The sequence below is a fragment of the Priestia sp. GS2 genome, assembly GCF_036409025.1.
In the GTDB taxonomy this organism is placed as follows: domain Bacteria; phylum Bacillota; class Bacilli; order Bacillales; family Bacillaceae_H; genus Priestia; species Priestia aryabhattai_A.
This window is the reverse complement of sequence record NZ_JAZGJX010000001.1, coordinates 1,788,401-1,810,587: the sequence shown is the minus strand read 5'-3', so window position 1 is coordinate 1,810,587 and position 22,187 is coordinate 1,788,401. Positions and strand designations below refer to the sequence as shown.

Sequence of the window (22,187 nt, the reverse complement as noted above, 5' to 3'; positions counted from 1 at the left end):
AGTCTTTACAAAGCATATGTTAATTTGTTAAATTAGTATCTATATTAAAAATTGTTTAACAATTTAAAAGATTTATATTTCTTTAGATCGTTACGAATACGGAGGGAATTATTGTGACAGAATTAAGAAGTAACATGATCAAAAAAGGCTTTGATAGAGCACCTCATAGAAGCTTACTACGTGCTGCGGGTGTAAAAGAAGAAGATTTCGACAAACCGTTTATTGCGGTGGTAAATTCATATATTGATATTGTACCTGGGCATGTACATTTACAAGAGTTCGGGAAAATTGTAAAAGATGCTATCCGCGAAGCGGGTGGTGTTCCGTTTGAAATGAACACAATTGGTGTAGATGATGGAATTGCAATGGGACATATTGGTATGCGCTACTCACTTCCAAGTCGTGAAATTATCGCAGATTCAGTAGAAACAGTTGTTTCAGCACACTGGTTTGACGGAATGGTTTGTATTCCAAACTGTGATAAGATTACGCCAGGAATGTTAATGGCTTCCTTACGCTTAAATATCCCATCTATTTTTGTAAGCGGCGGACCGATGAAAGCTGGACAAACAAGCGACGGTCGACGCATCTCATTATCTTCAGTATTCGAAGGCGTAGGTGCTTACCAAGCAGGAAAAATTGATGGTAAAGGACTTCAAGAACTAGAGCAGTTTGGCTGTCCGACATGTGGTTCATGTTCTGGGATGTTCACGGCTAACTCAATGAACTGTTTAGCTGAAGCTTTAGGCTTAGCACTACCTGGAAATGGGACAATCTTAGCTGTTGCACCTGAACGTAAAGAGTTTGTAAAAAAATCAGCAAAGCAGTTAATGGAACTAATTAAGCTTGATTTAAAACCGCGTGATATCGTAACAGAAAAAGCAATTGACAATGCGTTTGCGCTTGATATGGCTCTAGGCGGTTCAACAAACACTGTTTTACATACGCTTGCGCTTGCGAATGAAGCAGAAATTGACTATCCACTTGAACGTATTAACGAAGTAGCAGCACGCGTACCGCATTTATCTAAGCTTGCACCAGCATCTGATGTCTTTATTGAAGATTTGCACGAAGCAGGCGGTGTATCTGCTGCACTAAATGAGCTTTCAAAAAAGCCAGATGCACTTCATTTAGATACAATCACAGTTACAGGTAAAACGCTAGGTGAAAATATTGCGGGGTGTGAAGTACAAGACTACAACGTTATTCATCCAATCGATAAGCCATTTACTGAAAAAGGTGGACTAGCTGTATTATTCGGCAACTTAGCTCCGGATGGTGCGATCATTAAAACTGGTGGAGTTCAAGACGGTATTACACGCCACGAAGGACCAGCTGTAGTATTTGATTCTCAAGACGAAGCGCTTCACGGCATTGCAAACGGCAAAGTGAAAGCTGGAGACGTAGTTATCATTCGTTATGAAGGTCCTAAAGGAGGACCAGGAATGCCTGAGATGTTAGCTCCTACTTCTCAAATTATGGGAATGGGATTAGGCGCGAAAGTAGCTCTACTAACAGATGGAAGGTTCTCTGGAGCATCACGCGGCTTATCAATTGGCCATGCTTCACCAGAAGCAGCTGAAGGTGGACCACTTGCATTTGTTGAAAATGGAGATCATATCGTAATTGATATTGAAGAGCGTCGCATGGATGTAGAAGTGGCACCAGAAGTATGGGAAGCTCGTAAAGCTAATTGGAAAGGCTTTGAACCAAAAGTGAAAAAAGGATATCTTGCTCGTTACTCTAAACTTGTTACATCAGCAAGTACAGGCGGAATTATGAAAATCTAAAACAAACAAAAGCCCTCTAGCTCATTTACTAGATAAAATGAATGAGCTAGAGGGCTTTTTCATATAGCATTCCTACGATTAATCATTTAATAATTGCAGCTCTTTTTGATAACTTAAATAAGTTTGGACTTTGTGAATAGCAGAAGAGTAATCTTTAATCAGATAATGAATCGAGGTAATAACGCTGTCCGGATAAGCGTCAAGGTTTTGAAGTAATAATAGACGTTGATATCTCATTAATTGTTTTTCAAAATAATGCAGCACTTGTTCAGGGGTTTTGACAACTAGTACTTTCATGTATTCGTGAACCTGCTTTTCGAGAAAGAAATAGCGATCTACAAAAAACATAACCTTCATCTTATCAGCCTCCTTTAAATTATAAGTCAGTAAGTCATACGCTGAAGATTTTACATGATAGACGATTTTCAATCATAACCTTTTATCTTCCGCCTGAGGAAAAAGGAACAAGTGTTAAATAGCAAAAAGAAATCCTCGGTTGAAGGATTTCTCTTCGCAAACAACCTATTACTACGCACTCATATTCGAAATAGAGGACTGCTGATATTTCGCAATCTTACATTTTATATATGTAGGTGTTTCACCAAATAAATTTGCCACAAATAAAACTGCACCGTAACGTGTTTTTGCATTAGAAATTTCACGATTCACAAGGTATTCGTATACGGCCGCTTCCAGATTGTCTATAAATAAAAGAACATGACGCTTTTCGAAGAGCAGTTGATACATTTCAATAATAAGCTCTGATCGCTTTGAGAATTTTTCTTCTAATTGCGTTAAGCGATATGTTGTCAGAGGTACTTCGCATTGGATAATGTATTTTAATTCTTCTAAAAACAATTTATTCACGACGGTCACATCCCTATCCTTTTAATAAATTCATTTTAGCACTAACAATCTATTTTTGGAAGCGTTTTCAATAATATTTTTTTATGAAATTCATCCTCAATTTCTGACATTTTTTTGCGAGTTCTTGTATTAATTGTAGTATAGTTCGAATGAAAATCGAACGCTAGGGAATTGTTAAAGAATCTAACAAACTATTTTTATATTTTTCAAAAATCAAGCGGTAGTTGGAATGAACTACCATTGCTATATGGTACAATAGCTATATATCTAAATTAGGTGATGAAGATGACAAACGAACAGTTGAATGAACTAAAAATATTAAAAGACATTGCAGAAATTCTAAATGAAAGTACAGACGTAAAGCAAATGCTTCAAGGTACTCTGGTCCAACTGCTTAAAGCAACTCAACTGCATACGGGGTGGATTTTTTTAATTGACGAGTGTGGAAATTATGAACTCATGGCTGCTCATAATTTACCTGACGGGTTAACGAATCATCAAATTGAACCTATGCGTAATGGCAGCTGTTGGTGTGTTAGCCGCTATTGTAACGGCAAACTAACAAAAGCAACAAATACAATGGAGTGCAAAAGGCTGGATGAAGCTACCGTTCACGATTGGGGCGAAACGAATAACATCACTCATCATGCAACCGTTCCTCTTTATTCAGGGAAAGAACAGTTTGGCATATTGAACGTTGCGGCACCGGGAAAACAGTATTTTAATCAACAAGAGCTAGATATATTAGGTGCTGTCGCGCTTCAAATTGGGACGGCTCTGAAACGATTAGACTTAATAAAGAAAGAACAAGAGATGCGACTTAGAGATGAAAGAAATCGCTTAGCACAAGATCTTCATGATTCTGTTAATCAGCTTTTATTCTCAATTCAGCTCACTGCTAAAGCAGGAACAAAAATTGGCCACGGGGCATCGGGGGATATGTTTGAACTAATTCAACAAACGGCTAGCCAAGCGCAAGCGGAGATGAAAGCGCTGATTTTACAGCTTCGTCCTGATGGGTTGCAGCAAGGACTTGTTTGTGCGTTAACAAGCTATGGTGAAATGATTGGTTTAAGCGTAAACGCAATTCGAGAAGGCACGGCTTTTTTACCAGCTTCCGTGGAGGAAATGCTGTTTAGAGCTGGGCAAGAGGCCATGAACAACTGCAGAAAGCATGCAGGTGTACATGATGTAAAACTCCTTTTATCGATTCAAAAAGAAAAGGTTACTATGACCGTTAGTGATAAAGGGATGGGTTTTTGCTACGAAGAGTATGAATCAGCAATGCTTCCTACAATTGGCTTAAAAGCAATGAAGCAGCGAGTTGAGAAGCAATCTGGTACATTTCATGTAACTAGTAAACTAGGAGAAGGAACAACGATTCAAATTGCTGTTCCTTTTTAAGGAGAGAGAACGATGAGGATACGTATTTTAATTGCAGATGACCATCATGTCGTTCGCAAAGGGTTAGCGTTATTTTTACAGACCCAACCTGATATAGAAATTGTGGGAGAAGCGTCAAGTGGGCAGGAAGCCGTCCGAAAAGTGAAAGAACTACAGCCTGACCTTGTGGTGATGGATTTATCAATGCCGGGGCTTGATGGCATTCAGGCTACTAAACAAATTAAGCAAGAGCAGCCAAACGTGAAAGTAATGATTCTAACGAGCTTTTCAGATCAAGATCACGTCATACCAGCTTTAGAAGCAGGGGCGGAAAGTTACCAGCTAAAAGAAAGTGACCCGGATGAGCTGATAGTGGGAATTCGAAATGTACTAAACGGTCAACATCAGCTAAGTCCCAAAATAACAGCGCACTTATTAAATAAATTAACGCAACCGGTAAAAAAAGAGCCTTTGTTGTTAGATTTATTAACCAAGCGAGAGCGTGAAGTATTAAAAGAAATTTCTTCAGGAAAAAGCAATAAAGAAATCGCAGCTGCTCTACATATAACAGAAAAGACGGTTAAAACGCATGTCTCAAACATCCTATCAAAACTTCAGGTTCAAGATCGTACCCAAGCTGCTCTATATGCTGTAGAGCATCATGTTTAGAAATAGGTTAGGTAGTACCGAATGGATGTACATGGTATAATGGAGAGATTAAATAAATCATGCTCAAGTATTTTTGAGCATGATTTATTTTATGAGGAAAAAATTAGCGATAGGAAGAGTTAAAAGATGCGAATGTTAAATGAAGCGTATTTAAAAGATGCGTATTCAAGTCGAACCTACTATAGAGGTCATACATATTATCAACAACAGCGAGTTACAGACTTAGAATACAATGAACAAACGAAAACATGGATAGGATTTGTTGAAGGAACGGAATCATATACGGTTATGATTCAAATGAAAGAACAAGGATACGCTTCTTCTTGTGAATGCCTAGCTTATCATGAATTTGGTGAATGTAAGCATGAGGTAGCGGTTCTTTTAGCCATTTGTGAACAGCAAGCAACAAAGACTGACGTTGCATCAACATCTCGGCGGAAAAGCTATGAACACCAGCGCGTCAATTCTTTTATTCAATCCTTCGCAGATTTTCATCAATCCGTTATCGAGAGTGACAGCAAGGATGAGAAGGAACAGTTATCGGTTGAATATATTTGTAAGTCTCATTCAGAACGCTTTTCTCGAGACGAGGAGCTTTACTTAACAATTGAGGTGAAGGTAGGAGTTGATCGTACCTACGTTGTAAAAGATTTGCAATCTTTTTTAGAAGATGTAGCCGAAGATGAACCTCATGAGTTTACCAAACGATTTTCATATGATCCAATCGTACATTATTTTACGAGAGAAGATGAAATTGTTCTTAATCTTTTACAGCAAATTGTTGAAAGCGAACGTTTTTATAAACAAACCTACGCTTCTCCGAGACGAACGGTTACTAATAAAGAGCTTGTTATCCCGACGTCTGTAGCAAAGCCGCTTTTACACGCGTTGAAAGGAAGAGATTGGACTTTTGTTCATGAAGATGAGACATATAGAGATGTATTATTGAAAAAAGAAGGTCTTCCATTTTCTTTTTTTATTGATGAAAACCAAGCCAAAGAGTTTCAAATTAATTTTCGAGAGCTAGACGAAGCTTCTTTTTTCAATCGTTATCGTTGGATTTTTGCGAGTGGTCATTTTTACGAACTCACGAAGAAGCAGCGAAAGCTTGTAGAAGGGTTGCTGGAAAATATGCCAATTCAGCCGATTCTATCGGTTGATGACGAACAGATGGGAACGTTTTTGTCACAAGTAGTACCTGGCTTACGCAAAGTAGGAGAAGTGAAAATTTCACAAGCGGTAGAAAATCAAGTTATGTCTCCACCTTTACAGGCAAAGCTGTGGGTAGAGAAAGAAAGCGAACAGATTCTTGTAACGCTTGAATATCATTACGGTGATTTTGCGATTAACCCCTTCCAGAATACCGATGAAAAACCAAAGTTTATTCTGGTACGAGACATGGAAAAAGAAGCAATTATTATGGATATTATTGAACACGCACCCATTAATATTTATAAAAATCAGCTCTATCTTCAGCAAGATGAAGAAGCGATGTTTGAATTCCTGTTTCGTATTCTTCCTCAACTTGAAGGACTTGTAGACATTCGTATAAGTGAAGAAGCAAAACAAGAAACGCTCTATGATGCTTCAAACTTGGTAACAAGTATTGATTTAGAACAGCAAAGCAACCTATTAGAAATTAACTTTGACTTAGCTGGAATTGATGATAAAACGGTACAAGAAGTCCTGAGATCTGTACTTGAAAAGAAAAAATATTACCGCTTAAATAACGGGGCATTTCTTTCGCTTGAGCAAGATGGATTTCAGCAAATTCGAGACTTGTTTACAGAGCTTAATGTAAAAAAAGAAGAGCTAGAAGAAAATCGCCTTCACGTCCCGCTTTATAAAGGAATGCAGGTTGAAGAAATTCTTGGTCAATCACAGCAGGCTAAAGGTCGATTAAGCGAAGCTTTTCAAACGCTTGTTAAACGTATTGGAGCACCTGATGAAAGTAATTGGCGTCTACCTTCTAGTTTGTATGCAGAGCTTCGAGACTATCAGTATACAGGATTTCGATGGTTTAAATCCCTATCCGCGTATTCATTAGGAGGGATACTTGCTGATGATATGGGACTTGGAAAGACGCTTCAAACGATTGCTTATCTACTTTCAGAAAAAGAACAAAACGATGTATTACAGCCATCGCTAATTGTTGTACCCGCTTCCTTAGTTTACAATTGGAAGAATGAATTTGAGAAGTTTGCGCCTTCTTTAAAGGTGCAAACGATTGTTGGAACTCCAAAAGAGAGAAGCGATTTGCTTCAAGAAAGCGCGGATATTTTTATTACGTCTTATCCAACGCTTAGACAAGATATGCCTTTATATAAAGAAAAAGAGTTTCATGCTCTAATTTTAGACGAAGCTCAAACAATTAAAAACTATGCTACGAAAGCAGCTGCAGCGGTACGAACAATAGCTGCTCCAAAGCGCTTTGCGTTAAGCGGTACACCTATTGAAAACTCACTTGAAGAACTGTGGTCTATCTTTCAAACGATATTACCAGGCTTGTTACCAAGCCAGCAAGGTTTTAAAAAGATGTCTTCAGAGCGTATTAGTAAATTAGTGCGTCCGTTTATTCTCCGACGCGTGAAGAAGGATGTTCTAAAAGAACTTCCCGATAAAATTGAAACCACGCAGCGCTCAGAGTTGTCAAAAGAGCAAAAAGAGCTGTACGTTGGCTATTTAGAGCAGTTGAAAAGCTCGTTAACAACGGAGGATTTTCAGCGAAATCGCATGAAAATCTTAGCTGGATTAACGCGTTTACGTCAAATTTGCTGTCATCCTGCGCTCTTTATTGAAAATTACGAAGCGGAGTCCAGCAAGCTCGAGCAGCTGCTAGAAACCGTGCATCAAGCATTAGCTAATGGGAAAAGGATGCTGATTTTTTCACAGTTTACCAGCATGCTTCATATCATTAGAGAAAAGCTCGTAGAAGAGCGCATTTCCTTTTTCTATTTGGATGGTCAAACAGACGGGAAAGAGAGAGTAGAAATGGCCAATCGTTTTAATGAAGGCGAGCACGATATTTTTCTAATCTCGTTAAAAGCTGGTGGGACAGGGCTAAATTTAACGGGAGCAGATACCGTCATTCTATACGATTTGTGGTGGAATCCAGCTGTTGAAGAACAGGCTGCAGGACGGGCTCATCGTCTTGGTCAAAAGAATGTTGTACAAGTGATTCGCTTAATTGCCCAAGGCACAATTGAAGAAAAAATCTATGAGATGCAGCAAAAGAAAAGAGAATTGATTAGCCAGGTCATTCAACCGGGTGAAACGATGCTAACAAGTCTATCTGAAGAGGAACTACGAGAACTTTTAGAGATGTAGCTCATATGAAAGGAAGATAAAATGAAACGTTTTGCTTTTGTATCGGATTTTGATGGTACCATTTCTCAAAAGGATTTTTATTGGATTGTGATTGAAAAATATTTTCCTGAAGGTAGAAAGCTCTATACAGAATGGAAAGCGGGTAAGCTGAAGGACATTGACTTTTTGTCTACTGTCTTCAGCTCAATTAACCAAAACGAAGACGTTATTTTACAAGACATCGATGAAATTGAAATTGATCCTGGAGTTCCTGCTTTTATTGAAGAAGTGCAAAAAAGAGGCGGAGATTTTTATATTTTAAGTGCAGGTTCAGATTACTACATTCGACCTCTTCTGAAAAAGCATGGTGTAGAGAATGTCGAGGTGCTTTCAAACACCGGTGTGTTCCAGCAAAAAAATGTTCATTTGCAAATTGATCCTAAGCACTGGAGCTATTCTGATCGTTACGGAATTGACAAATCGTTAGTTATTCAGGATTTCAAGAAAAGATACGAGCAGGTCTATTTTGCTGGTGATAGTGAACCGGATTCACACCCAGCAGCTTACGCAGACATCACGTTTGCAAAATCTGCTCTCCAAGATTTGTTGGACAAAAAGAACGTTCCGCACGTGAAAGTAGCGTCTTTTCAAGAAATTACATCGTATTTTAATCAAAAAGGTTTGTGGAACTAAACATATCTACAAGAGGAGAGTTAACAGCATGATTACATTTGAAACGGTCGTAGCAGATACACACTATATCGTTGAAGAAATGTTAAAATCAACGAAGACGAAAAACATAAAGTCAGTTGGGGAGCAGTTTCTAATTAAGTTAGAGGACACGTACATTGGCTATGTGCACACTGAAACCATTAAGAGCACTTGTCACATTCATACTTTCGTTATTCACAACGACTATCAAGGGTATAGTTTCGGAACGCAAGCTTATCTCTTACTTGAAGAGAAGTGTCATGCAACTCAAGTAGAGCTAAACGTCTCTGAGGACAAAAGATACAACCAGTTTTGGGAACGATTAGGGTTTAAAACGGCTGAAAGCGACCCCACTACTTTTGTCAAAACGATATTGTCATGAAAAAGACCATCTTCAGGCTTGAAGATGGTCTTTTTTATTAGCACATTCTTTTAGCACCGGCGTATTTATCTTGCCAATATTTGTCCGTTAAATAATCAACGGTAACCCCTTCTTTATGTTTGGCATGGATCATGCGGTTTTTACCAATGTAAACACCCGCATGCGAAATTCCGCTGCGATATGTATCTTCAAAAAAGACAACGTCTCCAACTTGTAGATCCTCTTTTTTGACATATGTACCAAACTTCCATTGTTGATCCGTAGAGCGTGGGAGTGCTGCGTTATACGCTTCTTTAAATACATATTGAATAAAGCCCGAACAGTCAAAACCATCTTCTGGACTTTCTGCTCCAAATTGGTACGAAACACCTAGTTGTTCCCGGCTCTCAGAGACAATTTTATAGTCTGAAAATGAAAAGGTAGAGGCACTGAGTCTTTTTGCTTTCACAAAATGTTCATTCCAAAATGCACTATCTTTGAAGCTTTCCTTAACAACTTCACCTTTTGAAGTAGAAGGAAATATCATCTGTCCATCTCCAATATAAATTGCAGCGCTTGTAAGGGAAGGAGAGTTTGTAGAGAAAAACAAAAGGTCTCCCGCTTTTAAATCACTTTTATTTACTTCTGTTCCTAGTGCACTTTGTCCTTCTAGCGTGCGTGGCATATCTACATTTAAAGCTGTTTCTACTACATAGTAAATGAACCCTGAGCTATCGAATCCTTCTGTTTTGGTTTCACCACCGCTAACATAGTTAATTCCTGTTAATTCATGAGCAGCCTCCACCACTTTAGTAGTATCCATTTCCGCTGCGTTAAACTTAGTAGGTGAAGTCCAAAGTAAGCTGATACCTATAATTGCAGCCGCAATTAGTTGACGCTTTTTCATTTTTTTCCTCCTCTTCGTTTTTATAAAAAGACTACCTTTTGAATTATGACTTAGAAAACTCTGGATTTCGAGATTCTTTTTTCCTGTAGTGAAATACCTATCCAAGAACTTTTTAATTAATAGAATTGACCTAATATGTTAAATGTTCTGACAACTATCTTGTGCAGCAGACTTTTAAATGATAAAATCAATTTAACCGAAAAACGGAATTTAAGTTCCGTTTTTCGGTACAACAAGATAGATAAGGGGATGAAGAAATGAAACGCATTGACGTGAACTGTGATTTAGGTGAAAGTTATGGAGTCTATAAGATTGGAAACGATAAAGAGATTTTAAAGTTTGTTTCTTCGGCTAATATCGCATGTGGCTTCCATGCTGGAGATCCAACCGTTATGCGAGAAACCGTAAAACTTGCGTTGCATCATGATGTGGCCATTGGTGCTCATCCTGGTTTGCAAGATTTACGCGGGTTTGGACGTCGAAATATTCAAATTACGCCTAATGAAGCCTATGATTTAGTCGTATATCAAATTGGTGCACTCTACGGATTTGTAAAAGCTGAGGGGTGCACTATGCAACATGTAAAGCCACATGGTGCTCTTTATAATATGGCGGCGAAAGATGCCGCATTATCAAAAGCAATTGCTGAAGCTGTATATGCAGTGAATCCTGAACTTGTTTTATTTGGCTTATCTGGAAGTGAGCTGATAAAAGCAGGAAAAGAATTAGGCCTTCAAACAGCTAATGAAGTATTTGCTGATCGTACATATCAAGAAGATGGCTCTTTAACTCCTCGAACAATGAACGGTGCTTTAATCGAAGAAGACGAAGTAGCGATTAATCAAGTTATTCGAATGATTGAGCATAAAGAAGTGCAGTCTCAGCAAGGAACAGTAGTACCTATTCAAGCTGATACGGTTTGCATTCATGGAGATGGTACCCATGCATTGCAGTTTGCATACGCACTCAATTCAGCGTTTAAACAAGCAGATATTACGCGTACCGCTGTGTCATACCGATAATTGAGAGGGGAACTACTATGGAGCCAATAAAACAAGCAAAAAAACAGCAACTTTCGCCTGTCCCTAAACTAAACTGGACGCTTATGATGGGAGCGGCCTTCTTAATGGCCACGTCTGCTATCGGTCCTGGTTTTTTAACTCAAACTACTGTTTTTACTCAAACATTAGCAGCTAGCTTTGGGTTTGTTATTTTAGTTTCAATTATTTTAGATATTTTTGCACAAACCAACGTATGGCGAATTATCGCTGTATCTGAAAAAAGAGGACAAGACATTGCTAACATGGTGCTACCAGGACTTGGCTATGTAATTGCTGGGCTCATTGTGATGGGAGGTCTTGCTTTTAACGTGGGAAACATTGCAGGGGCTGGATTAGGATTAAATGCCTTGTTTGGCATAGCACCTGAATACGGAGCGATTGTAAGTGCAATCATTGCAGTAGCAATCTTTTTAATTAAAGAAGCTGGAAAGGCTATGGATCGTTTCACACAGTACGCAGGTTTTGTCATGATTGGCTTAATGTTTTTTGTAGCGTTTAAAACAGCCCCTCCTGTTGGTGAAGCTGTAGTAAAAACGGTAATGCCCGATACGATTGATATTGTAGCGATTGTTACGTTAGTAGGTGGAACTGTAGGTGGGTATATTACGTTTGCTGGAGGTCACCGATTATTAGACGCAGGAATAAAAGGTGTTGATGCGCTACCACAGGTAACCAAAAGCTCAGTAGTTGGCATTTTAATCACATCTGTTATGCGTATTGCGCTTTTTTTAGCAGTTCTTGGCGTTGTATCACAAGGGCTTCAAATTGATCCAAGCAACCCACCCGCTTCAGTCTTTCAGTTAGCGGCAGGAAACATTGGCTATAAAATTTTTGGAGTTGTTATGTGGTCAGCGGCTATTACCTCTGTTATTGGAGCAGCCTACACATCTGTATCGTTTATTCGTACATTTAGCAAACGATTAGAGCAGCATCATAAATGGGTGATTATTGGTTTTATTATTTTATCGACACTTTGCTTTGTAGTTATTGGAAAGCCCGTTAAAGTATTGCTATTAGTTGGCGCAATAAATGGACTCATTTTGCCAATTGCTCTTGGAACGCTCTTGGTTGCTGCTTACCGAAAAGATATTGTAGGAGATTACAAACATCCTCTTTGGTTAACGATTTCAGGTAGTCTTGTGGTAATTGTGATGGCACTAATGGGAGGATACACATTAATTAACCAACTGCCTTTATTATTTAAATAACGGAGCTGGAGGTGAATGGTCTTATTCACCTCCGTATTGTTGAAAGGAGACCAAATATGAGTTATGCAGCTGAAACACCAGAAAAAATCCGTAAGCTCATTCGTGAAATGAAAATCACTGGACCAACAGCAGGGATGGCAAATGGATATGCTCAGGCAAATCTAGCAATCTTAAAACAGGAACATGCGTATGACTTTTTACTATTTTGTCAGCGTAACCCAAAGTCGTGTCCACTGTTAGACGTAACAGAAATCGGTTCGCCGTATCTAACCGTTGCCAAAGGAGCAGATATTCGTACAGATTTACCTAAATACCGCGTGTATCGCGAAGGTGTGTTAACAGAAGAGGTAACAGATATTACATCGCTTTGGGAAGAAGATATGGTAGGTTTCTTGATTGGTTGCAGCTTTACGTTTGAAGACGCTTTGTTAAACAACGGTATACCAGTCCGGCATATTGAAGAGAACTGTAATGTTCCTATGTATAAAACCAATATTGAATGCAAATCAGCGGGTTTATTTAAAGGAGTAACGGTTGTAAGTATGCGCCCTATGCCTTATCGGGACGTACCTCGCGCGGTGCAGGTGACTTCTCGTTTTCCTTCTGTTCATGGAGGCCCTCTTCATATTGGGAGTCCAAAAGAAATTGGCATTCAACAGATTGACCAGCCAGACTTTGGTGATGCAGTAACCATTCTTGAAGGAGAAGTACCTGTTTTTTGGGCCTGTGGAGTTACACCACAAGCCGTTGCGATGGAGGTTAAGCCATCCATTATGATTACGCACGCTCCAGGACATATGCTCATTACGGATATACGTGATGATCAGCTGGGAATTTTATAAACGAGGTGAAGAACATGATTAAAGTAGTAAATAAAAAGAAGACAATCGCAGAGCTTACACCGCTTGGGGATTCCGCAATTGTTGTAACATTCGGTTCAGAAATGAGCGTCGGTACTCATAAACAAATTATGACGCTTATGATGGCACTTGAAGATACGCCGTTTGAAGGCTTTATCGAAAGTGTCCCTGCATTTACAAACTTAACGATTTTTTACGACCCGCTTATTGTCTATCAAACGTATCAAATGCAAGGTTCATCTTTAACATCTCCTTTTAAAATTGTCTCGGGTTTAGTAGAAAAAAAGCTTGCTAGTTTACCAGACGATAAAGATCAAACTTCTTCAACTGTAGAAATACCAGTTTGTTATGGTGGTAAATACGGACCAGATTTACAGGACGTAGCGAAGATTAATAATTTGACTCCTGATGAAGTTGTATCCATTCATTCGAGTGGCGAATACCTCGTATATATGGTCGGATTTGCGCCAGGATTCCCATTCTTAGGCGGCATGTCAGAGAAAATTAAGGCGCCGAGAAGGTCTTCTCCTCGCTCCAGTATTCCAAAAGGATCTGTTGGGATTGCAGGAATGCAAACAGGCGTTTATCCAATCTCTACGCCTGGAGGATGGCAGCTAATTGGTCAAACACCAAAGCCTTTGTTCTTACCAGAGCAAAATCCGCCTAGTTTACTTGAAGCAGGCAATATCGTCAAGTTCATCCCTATCACAGAGCGTGAATTCTTAAATTTTACAAAGGAGAGATAAGCATGAGCATAAAGGTCTTAAAACCAGGTTTACTAACGACTATACAAGACTTAGGACGAACTGGTTTCCAAAAACACGGTGTCTTAGTGAGCGGAGCTATGGATACGTATTCTTTACGCGTAGCAAATCTGTTAGTTGCAAACGATGAAAAAGAAGCTTGTTTAGAAATGACTTTAATGGGTCCAACACTTGAATTTGAAAAAGATTGTGTAATCGCTATCACTGGTGGCGATTTGGCACCCAACATTAACAATGAGCCTGTACACATGTGGAAGCCGATCTACGTATCAAAAGGAAACACCCTTCAATTTGGACCCTGTAAAAAAGGATGTCGAGCTTATTTAGCAGTAAAAGGTGGATTTTCAGTATCTCCTGTTATGAATAGTAAAAGTACATATTTACGTGGCGAGTTAGGTGGTTACAAAGGGCGCGCATTACAAGCAAACGATGTAGTTAAATTCACTACTTCTCAACAACAGCATGTAAAGGTGGCAAGTCATGTACATATGCCAAACTGGTATGTGAATTTTCACGAGCGCTTATCGTTTGAAAAAAAGCCCATTATCCGTGTAATAAAAGGCAGTCAATTTGATTTGTTTACTAAAGAAAGTCAACAAGCATTTAGTCAGCAAGCCTTTAAAGTTAGTACTCAATCAGATCGTATGGGCTATCGAATTGCAGGTCCTGAGCTTGCACTTAGTGAAAAAGTAGAGTTGCTATCAGAAGCCGTAACGAATGGATCCATTCAAGTACCGCCAGATGGAAATCCAATCATTCTATTAGCAGATCGACAAACAACGGGTGGCTATCCAAAAATTGCTCAGGTCATCACGGCTGACTTGCCAATTCTAGCTCAGGTAAAGCCTGGGGAAAGCATTTATTTTCAATATATTACGCTAGAAGAAGCTGAACAAATTTATTTAGAGAACGAAAAAACTATGAAGCAGTTAGCGTGTTCAATTGCACTTTATCAAAAAGAAGCTTAAAAAAGCAAAAGGAGAGAAAAGAATGATTAACACTGCGGAGTTAAAAGAGGTTATATCTTTAATGAATGAAGGCGGCATTCAAAAACTACATGTGGAACATGATGGAACAAAGATTGTTCTCGATAAATCACTAACGAAAGAGGAAACAAAAGTAATACCCCCTAGCAAATCCAATGAGATAGAACCCACGTCTCCATTAAAAAATGAAGAGGTATCAAAATCAGTTCATGAAGTTCGTTCTCCTATGGTTGGAACATTTTATTCTTCTCATGAACAAGGAGCTTCACCTTTTGTTTCTGCAGGGAATAAAGTCAATGCTAACGATATCGTCTGTATCGTAGAGGCAATGAAGCTTTTTAATGAAGTAGAAGCGGGAATCGAAGGAGAAATTGTAGAGGTTCTTGTGAAAGACGGGGACATTGTCGAATACGACCAGCCTCTATTTTTAATCAAACAATAAGGGCTAATAAGGAGTGAGATCATGTTTAAAAAAGTGTTGATTGCTAACAGAGGAGAGATTGCTGTTCGTGTGATTCGCGCATGTAAGGAACTTGGTATCAAAACTGTAGCCGTGTATTCTACTGGAGACCGTGATGCTCTTCATGTACAGATGGCTGATGAAGCATACTGCATCGGTGGAAAAAGCCCTAAAGACAGCTATTTAAACAGTAAAAGCATCATCAGCGCAGCGGACGTTTCGCATGCAGATGCAATTCATCCTGGATATGGCTTTTTATCTGAAAGTGCACAGTTTGCAGATGCTTGCCTGGAGTATGGGCTAACGTTTATTGGTCCCTCATCTCAGGCAATCTTAGATATGGGTGCTAAATCAAAGGCGCGTGATACTATGAAGCGAGCCAACGTACCAATTGTACCAGGGAGCAACGGTTTAATTAAAGGCAGTAAAGAGGCCGCTGAGATTGCAAAAGAAATTGGTTACCCTGTCATCGTGAAAGCGTCTGCTGGTGGAGGCGGTAAAGGCATGCGAACGGCTTTTAATGAAGAAGAACTTCACAAAGCAGTCCGGCAAGCTCAGCAAGAAGCAGAAAAAGCGTTTGGAGATAAAGGAGTGTACTTAGAAAAGTTTATTGAAGACCCTCGTCATGTTGAAATTCAAATTTTAGCCGACAGGCATGGGCATGTTATTCACTTAGGAGAACGAGATTGCTCTATCCAAAGACGCCACCAAAAGCTCATTGAAGAGTCACCATCACCAGCGCTTAGCGAAAAGCTACGAAACGAGGTGGGAGACGCTGCTGTGAAAGCTGCCAAAGCAGTGAACTACTATGGTGTGGGTACGGTTGAGTTTTTACTTGATAAACACGGTGCATTTTATTTTATGGAAATGAATACGCGCATTCAGGTTGAGCATCCAGTAACCGAGTTAGTAACAGGCGTAGATTTGATTAAAGAGCAAATTACAGTTGCGGCAGGTTATCCACTACCCTTCACACAGGAAAACATTACTTTTTCTGGATGTGCAATCGAGTGTCGTATAAATGCGGAAAATCCTTGGCGTGACTTTATGCCCTCACCCGGAACTGTAACAGGCTACATTCCACCTGGAGGATTTGGGGTGCGCGTAGATAGCGCAGTATATGCAGGGTATACCATTCCGCCTTTTTATGATTCGATGATTGCTAAAGTTATTGTTTACGGAAAAAACCGTACGGAAGCAATTCAGCGCATGAAGCGTGCACTCAGTGAGTTTTATATTACAGGAGTGCAAACAACAATACCGTTTCACTTATCTCTTCTAGAACACGAAAAATTTGTGGAAGGAGATTTTACAACGAAGTTTTTGGACATGTATGAGATTCATCCACAGCAGGTAGCAACTTCATAAATAGTAAAAGAAGGCACCTTTCTATAGGGTGCTTTCTTTCTTTTTTATATCTAATTAAACGTGAAAAAACATCCTAAAATAAGGTGCTTTCCATTAGTTTGTTGTATAATAAAACAAAGATTGTGAAAATATGTTCAAATTAAAGGAGAGCGTGAGTATGCAAGATAAAAATAAAACGGTTATGAAATCGATGAGCATTCTAACGCTGTTCATTGATTACCCTCGCCTTACATTTAACGAATTAATGGATAAGACAAATATTCCTAAAACATCACTTCACCGAATGCTTGGGTCTTTAGAAGAAATGGGCTTTTTAACGAAAGATCCATATGGTCACTATGAACTTGGCCTTCTTTTTTTACAGTTTGGTCAGCTTGTAGCCGATCGGCTCGATGTTAGAGGGCTTGCGCTACCTATTATGCAAGCGCTTCGCGATGAAGTGGAAGAAGCTGTTAACCTGATTGTTCGCGATGGAGATCAAGCGATGTATATTGAAAAGATTGAAGCTGTGCATCCCGTGCGTCTGTATACCTCGATTGGACGAAAATCACCTCTTTACGCTGGTGCATGTTCTCGCATCATTCTATCTTTTCTATCGTCTGAAGAACAGCAGCGTTATTTAGAAATAACTGATTTACAACCAATAGGGATAGGCACAATTACCGACAAAGAAAAATTAAATGAAGAGCTTCATAAAGCACGTGTAAACGGCTATACAATTAGTCATTCTGAACTAGAAGACTATACAACAGCAGTTTCAGCTCCAATCTTTAACCATAAAGGCGAAATTGCAGCTGGAATTAGCGTTGCGGGAATTGATGCACATTTTAATGAAGAAAGAATGCCGTTTTTAATAAAAAAAGTAACAGCGGCTGCAGCGGAGATTTCTGCAAAACTAGGATATATTCCTCAGCACACATCTCCATTTGCGCAGTAATTTACATAAACGGAGGAGTTTACGAATGAGACGATTAGAAGGAAAAAGAGTTGCTCTTGCTGGTCAGCGAAAAGTAGAGGACATCAAAAAAATCGTAGAAAACTTAGGTGGAATTGCTCTTATTAGACCGGCACAAGGAACCATTTTTTTAGATGACACTCATCTTGAAGAAGATGTAAAAGAACTTGTTCAAGGTGCGTACGATTGGTTTATTTTCACTACGGGTATTGGTACGGAAATCTTGTACAATACGGCTGATAAAATGGGGCTAGCTTCCCAATTTCTAGCTGCATTAAAAAACGCTAAAATTGGAGCCCGCGGCTATAAAACCATTAATATGTTAAAGAAATTAGGCCTTACACCAACTGTTCGTGATGATGATGGCAGTACAGCTGGTCTCGTTCGAGAATTGCAGAGCCACTCGTTTGATGGGTGTAAAGTTGCGCTTCAGCTTCATGGAGACCCGGCTCCAGCTTTAATGAACTTTTTAAATGAACAAAATGCAAATGCCAAGGATATTCTTCCTTATAAGCACATTCCTCCTAAACCTGACGTGATGGAGCAACTGTTAGATGAAATACTAACTAGGAAGGTAGACGCAGTCAATTTTACAAGTGCCCCGCAGCCTCGTAACCTTTTTTCGTTTGCGCGTGAAAAAGGAAAGGAACAAGAGGTTTTAGAAGCATTTGAGACAGACGTTGTGGCTTTATCCGTTGGAAAAGTAACGGCTGCAGCGTTAAACGAACAAGGTGTGAAGCGCGTGGTCGTTCCGCTACAAGAACGAATGGGGAGTGCGATTGTAGCCCTAGAGCAATACTATGAGCAAACTATAGAGAAATAATCAGGAAAATAGTACGCGTTTGCGTGCTATTTTTTTCTTGTATTTCACTAAGTCTTCCAATTATGAAATGAAATTGTAATATTTCATATAAATACATCGTGGTATAATTTTCGTAGTAAAAGACTATTTTTAGCTATTTTTCGACAATAATAGTTCGATATATACATAGATGATTAGACAGATGAAGTAATGGAGGAGTTTAAAGTGAATAAAAAAGCTATTTTTGCCAATGCCGCAGTTGTTTTAGGATTATCAAGCGTGTTTTCAACTGAAGCATTCGCCTCAACGATAAATGAAATGGAAAGCCAAAAAACAACAATTCAACAAGAGAAAGAAGAACTGCAAGGGAAAATTTCCAGTGCAAACGAAGAAAAAAAACGCTTGGAAAAAGAACAAAGCAGCTTATCAGCTCAGTTGGAGCGTTTAAAACTAGCAGCTAAGGAAAATGAAAAGAAAGTAGCAGACACAGAAGACAGCATTAAGCAGACAACTAAGAAAATAGACAGCCTTCAAAAAGACATTGATATGTTAAATGAGAAGCTTGAAGAACGAAACCAAATTTTAGCGGAGCGTGCAAAAGCACTTCAAGAAGCTGGGGGAAGTGTTGATTACGTTCAAGTCCTTCTTGGTTCCAAAAGCTTTTCTGACTTTGTTGATCGCTCGGTAGCCGTGTCAACAATTATTAACGCAGACCGTGATATTTTAAAAGAAACAAAAGAAATGCAGGATGAAGTAGCAGAGAAACAATCTTCTATAAAAGGTAAGTTAAAAGACCTTGAAGCGATGAAAGAAGAGTTAAACGGTATTAACGAATACTTAGTTGAACAAAAAGCTGAGCAAGAGACACTTTCTGCTCAATTGAATGATAAGAAATCAGAAAATGAGCAACAGGTAGCATCTTTAACTGAACAAGAGACGGATTTATCAACTCAAGAACAATCATTAACAGACAGCATTGCTGCTGAAAAGCAAAGAGAGCAAGAACAAAAAGAAGCAGCTGAAAAAGCTGAACAGCAGGTATCTACAGCTTCAAGCCAAACGATTGCTGAAAAAGCCGCTCCCGCTCAAGATAATGAAAATCCAAATCCTACATCAAAAGCTACTGTAGAAGCACCAGTGGCTAAGTCAGCTCCTGCTGCATCTCATTCCAATGTTGCAACCGTAGGAAACAAATGGATTGGCAATTCTGCATACGTATTTGGTGGAGGTCGTACGCAAGCGGATATTAATCGTGGATTCTTTGACTGTTCATCGTTTGTACACTGGGCATACTCACAAGTAGGTGTTGAGCTAGGACCTCGTGGCTATGTAAGCACTGAAACATTAAAGCGTGCGGGTACACAAATTTCTGCTGCACAAATGCAGCCTGGCGACCTTGTCTTTTTCAATACCTATAAAACAGATGGACATGTTGGCATTTATGTAGGAAATGGTAAGTTCATCGGTGCTCAAAGTAAAGGCGTTGGTATTGCAGATATGACTCAAGGTTATTGGAAACAAAAATTTAACGGACGTGTTGTTCGCATTTAACGTATAATTTTCTAAAAAATCATTCATACTAGATGGATGATTTTTTTAGGAGGTACGGCATGGATTTAGTACAAGATTGCATTAAGAAAGACTTACGAATTCTATTTGTGGGTTTTAATCCTAGCATTCGATCAAGTGAGACAGGCTATCACTTTGCACATCCTCGTAATCGATTTTGGAACATTTTATACAAGTCTGGATTAACGCCACGACTTTATAAGCCTGAAGAAGATGTAGATTTACTAAATCTTGGCTATGGCCTTACAAATATTGTGGATCGTCCTACAAAAGCTGCTGCAGAAATCACCAAAGAAGAATACGAAGAAGGACGAAAGCAGCTTGCTCATAAAATTCGTACGTATCAGCCAAAAGTCGTTTGTTTTGTTGGCAAAGGCGTCTATGAGCAGTACAGTAAACGTAGAAACGTTCCTTGGGGAATTCAAGAGGTTTCAGTTATCGAAGGAACAGTTGACTTCGTGGCCCCTTCCTCAAGCGGCTTAGTGCGAATGAAAGTAGACGATATCGTGGCTATTTATCGAGAGTTAGCAGATTTTTTTTACTAAAAAAAAGACGAATAAGTTTGGGAAGGAGGAACCTATGAAACTTCGAGTATCAGCGGTTCAATATCATCTTCATACAATTCAATCCTTTGAGGAATTTGCTCATCAAGTTGAGCACTATGTAAAAACAGCAGAAGAATTTGGAGCAGAGTTTGTTATGTTTCCAGAGTTCTTTACAACACAGTTAATGTCGATTGGTAATCATCAAGGGCAAGCATTAACAATCCAGGATTTACCTGACTTTACCGAGCAGTATCGTTCTTTATTTATGAGCTTAGCTATTAAAATGAACATTCATATTATTGCAGGTACACACGTAATAAGAAGAGAAGGGCGTCTTTATAATGTAGCTCATCTCTTTTACCCGGATGGCCGTATAGGTGAGCAAGCCAAGCTTCATATGACGCCAACAGAGCTACAAGAGTGGGACATGACGCCTGGGGAAAGCCTGCAGATTTTTGAAACTACAAAAGGAAAAGTTGCGCTGCTTACTTGCTATGATATTGAGTTTCCTGAGATTGTTCGTATGGCAAAAGCGAAAGGTGCGGATGTAATATTCTGCCCATCATGTACGGATGATCGTCACGGGTTCCACCGCGTACGCTATACAAGCCATGCACGAGCAATCGAAAACCAAGTTTACGTAGTAAACTCTGGGACAGTAGGTTCACTTCCTACCGTCGACTTTATGCGTGCCAACTTTGGTCAAGCTGCAATCATTACCCCAAACGATGTGCCGTTTCCACCTAAAGGGCTAATGGCTGAAGGTGAAATTAATCAAGATATGATTGTCACAGCTGACTTAGATTTGGAATTACTCTATAAAGTTCGAGAAAGCGGATCGGTAACAACATGGCGTGATCGCCGCACGGACTTGTATACCGATTGGGAAAAAGAAGAGGTCTTGATGCGATAAGGAGTGATGAATGTGTACCGAAGAGAGTTTTTTGTATTTGATGAAAAAAAACCTGTTCCTGCCATCATACGAAATTATCACCAAGCTGATTTCCAAGATTTAATTGCTATACAACAAGAATGTTTTCCACCTCCGTTTCCGCCTAATTTATGGTGGAATATCGAGCAGCTTACCAATCACATTACCTTATTTCCAGAGGGAGCATTGTGTATAGAAGTAAACGGTAAAGTGGCAGGAAGCATGACTGGGTTATTAGTTCAGTTTGACCCTAAGTCACCAAACCATACGTGGGAGGACGTTACGGATAGTGGTTATATTCGTAATCATGATCCAAATGGGAATTCATTATATGTTGTAGACATTAGTGTAACCCCTGCTTACCGTAAGCTAGGGTTAGGGAAATGGATGATGAATGCCATGTATGACAATGTTATTCACTTAAAACTAGAGAGATTAATAGGCGGTGGCAGGATGCCTGCTTACCATCAATACCAAAGAAAGCTAACGCCCGAGCAATATATCGAAGAAATCTTAAAAGGTACCATTCAAGATCCAGTTATTACATTTTTGCTGCGCTGTGGTCGAACTCCGCTTAAAGTGATAAAAAACTATTTAGAAGACGAAGAGTCTTGTAACTACGGAACGCTAATGGAATGGAAAAATCCATTTTGGGTACAAAAAAGCATCTCAGCTAAATGAGAT

General features: G+C 39.3%; 22 protein-coding genes. 19 read left to right on the top strand and 3 right to left on the bottom strand.

Going from position 1 to position 22,187, the window contains the following annotated elements; genetic code table 11:
- Positions 1-113 precede the first annotated feature (113 nt).
- On the top strand, positions 114-1,790 hold the full coding sequence (gene ilvD / locus V2145_RS09470) for a dihydroxy-acid dehydratase (protein WP_210608165.1): 1,677 nt from the start codon (positions 114-116) through the stop codon (positions 1,788-1,790).
- Between the two features lie 78 nt (positions 1,791-1,868).
- Here the strand turns inward: ilvD and V2145_RS09465 are convergent, their stop codons facing one another.
- Together V2145_RS09465 and V2145_RS09460 are read right to left on the bottom strand one after the other, a co-directional pair.
- Positions 1,869-2,147 (bottom strand): hypothetical protein, encoded by a 279-nt coding sequence (locus V2145_RS09465; protein ID WP_094910049.1) that lies wholly within the window; start codon positions 2,145-2,147, stop codon positions 1,869-1,871.
- A gap of 171 nt (positions 2,148-2,318) precedes the next feature.
- The gene (locus tag V2145_RS09460) at positions 2,319-2,657 is read right to left on the bottom strand and encodes a hypothetical protein (RefSeq protein WP_025911084.1); all 339 of its coding nucleotides are present in this window, start codon (positions 2,655-2,657) and stop codon (positions 2,319-2,321) included.
- A 285-nt stretch (positions 2,658-2,942) separates the two neighbouring features.
- On the opposite strand from V2145_RS09460, the gene V2145_RS09455 reads away from it, so the two are divergent.
- The 5 genes from V2145_RS09455 to V2145_RS09435 all read left to right on the top strand — a co-directional run bounded on the left by V2145_RS09455 (position 2,943) and on the right by V2145_RS09435 (position 9,108).
- Positions 2,943-4,061, top strand: coding sequence for a GAF domain-containing sensor histidine kinase (locus V2145_RS09455; RefSeq protein WP_330987622.1), 1,119 nt, complete (start codon positions 2,943-2,945; stop codon positions 4,059-4,061).
- 12 nt (positions 4,062-4,073) lie between these two features.
- Positions 4,074-4,709 (top strand): response regulator, encoded by a 636-nt coding sequence (locus tag V2145_RS09450; RefSeq protein ID WP_131886753.1) that lies wholly within the window; start codon positions 4,074-4,076, stop codon positions 4,707-4,709.
- 126 nt (positions 4,710-4,835) lie between these two features.
- Positions 4,836-8,036, top strand: a complete 3,201-nt coding sequence (locus V2145_RS09445) for a DEAD/DEAH box helicase (protein ID WP_330987621.1) — start codon at positions 4,836-4,838, stop codon at positions 8,034-8,036.
- Positions 8,037-8,057: 21 nt separating this feature from the next.
- Positions 8,058-8,708 (top strand): MtnX-like HAD-IB family phosphatase, encoded by a 651-nt coding sequence (locus tag V2145_RS09440; protein ID WP_094910054.1) that lies wholly within the window; start codon positions 8,058-8,060, stop codon positions 8,706-8,708.
- Positions 8,709-8,736: 28 nt separating this feature from the next.
- Positions 8,737-9,108 (top strand): GNAT family N-acetyltransferase, encoded by a 372-nt coding sequence (locus V2145_RS09435; protein WP_094910055.1) that lies wholly within the window; start codon positions 8,737-8,739, stop codon positions 9,106-9,108.
- Positions 9,109-9,145: 37 nt separating this feature from the next.
- Here the strand turns inward: V2145_RS09435 and V2145_RS09430 are convergent, their stop codons facing one another.
- Positions 9,146-9,994, bottom strand: a complete 849-nt coding sequence (locus V2145_RS09430; protein ID WP_330987620.1) for a C40 family peptidase — start codon at positions 9,992-9,994, stop codon at positions 9,146-9,148.
- Positions 9,995-10,251: 257 nt separating this feature from the next.
- Here V2145_RS09430 and V2145_RS09425 point away from each other — a divergent pair, with 257 nt between their 5' ends.
- From V2145_RS09425 to V2145_RS09365, 13 genes are all read left to right on the top strand, one after another.
- Positions 10,252-11,016 (top strand): LamB/YcsF family protein, encoded by a 765-nt coding sequence (locus V2145_RS09425; protein WP_094910057.1) that lies wholly within the window; start codon positions 10,252-10,254, stop codon positions 11,014-11,016.
- Positions 11,017-11,033: 17 nt separating this feature from the next.
- A complete protein-coding gene (locus V2145_RS09420; RefSeq protein WP_094910058.1) occupies positions 11,034-12,263 on the top strand; it encodes an NRAMP family divalent metal transporter in 1,230 nt (409 codons plus the stop codon).
- Between the two features lie 56 nt (positions 12,264-12,319).
- Positions 12,320-13,105 (top strand): putative hydro-lyase, encoded by a 786-nt coding sequence (locus V2145_RS09415; protein ID WP_330987619.1) that lies wholly within the window; start codon positions 12,320-12,322, stop codon positions 13,103-13,105.
- A gap of 14 nt (positions 13,106-13,119) precedes the next feature.
- Entirely contained in the window at positions 13,120-13,869 is a 750-nt protein-coding gene (gene pxpB / locus V2145_RS09410; protein ID WP_094910060.1) for a 5-oxoprolinase subunit PxpB, read from the top strand.
- Positions 13,870-13,871: 2 nt separating this feature from the next.
- Complete coding sequence (locus V2145_RS09405; RefSeq protein ID WP_094910061.1) at positions 13,872-14,855, top strand: biotin-dependent carboxyltransferase family protein; 984 nt, start codon at positions 13,872-13,874, stop codon at positions 14,853-14,855.
- 22 nt (positions 14,856-14,877) lie between these two features.
- Complete coding sequence (gene accB, locus V2145_RS09400) at positions 14,878-15,315, top strand: acetyl-CoA carboxylase biotin carboxyl carrier protein (protein WP_094910062.1); 438 nt, start codon at positions 14,878-14,880, stop codon at positions 15,313-15,315.
- A 21-nt stretch (positions 15,316-15,336) separates the two neighbouring features.
- Complete coding sequence (gene accC, locus V2145_RS09395; protein WP_330987618.1) at positions 15,337-16,701, top strand: acetyl-CoA carboxylase biotin carboxylase subunit; 1,365 nt, start codon at positions 15,337-15,339, stop codon at positions 16,699-16,701.
- Between the two features lie 157 nt (positions 16,702-16,858).
- The gene (locus V2145_RS09390; protein WP_094910064.1) at positions 16,859-17,638 is read left to right on the top strand and encodes an IclR family transcriptional regulator; all 780 of its coding nucleotides are present in this window, start codon (positions 16,859-16,861) and stop codon (positions 17,636-17,638) included.
- Between the two features lie 25 nt (positions 17,639-17,663).
- Positions 17,664-18,479, top strand: coding sequence for a uroporphyrinogen-III synthase (locus V2145_RS09385; protein WP_094910065.1), 816 nt, complete (start codon positions 17,664-17,666; stop codon positions 18,477-18,479).
- A 204-nt stretch (positions 18,480-18,683) separates the two neighbouring features.
- Positions 18,684-20,009, top strand: a complete 1,326-nt coding sequence (locus tag V2145_RS09380) for a C40 family peptidase (protein WP_330987617.1) — start codon at positions 18,684-18,686, stop codon at positions 20,007-20,009.
- Positions 20,010-20,068: 59 nt separating this feature from the next.
- Positions 20,069-20,572 carry a G/U mismatch-specific DNA glycosylase gene (mug, locus tag V2145_RS09375; RefSeq protein WP_094910066.1) on the top strand — a complete coding sequence of 168 codons (504 nt, stop codon included), beginning with the start codon at positions 20,069-20,071 and terminating at the stop codon, positions 20,570-20,572.
- Between the two features lie 34 nt (positions 20,573-20,606).
- The gene (locus V2145_RS09370; protein ID WP_131886744.1) at positions 20,607-21,485 is read left to right on the top strand and encodes a carbon-nitrogen hydrolase family protein; all 879 of its coding nucleotides are present in this window, start codon (positions 20,607-20,609) and stop codon (positions 21,483-21,485) included.
- Positions 21,486-21,491: 6 nt separating this feature from the next.
- Positions 21,492-22,184 carry a GNAT family N-acetyltransferase gene (locus V2145_RS09365; protein WP_330987616.1) on the top strand — a complete coding sequence of 231 codons (693 nt, stop codon included), beginning with the start codon at positions 21,492-21,494 and terminating at the stop codon, positions 22,182-22,184.
- Positions 22,185-22,187 lie beyond the last annotated feature (3 nt).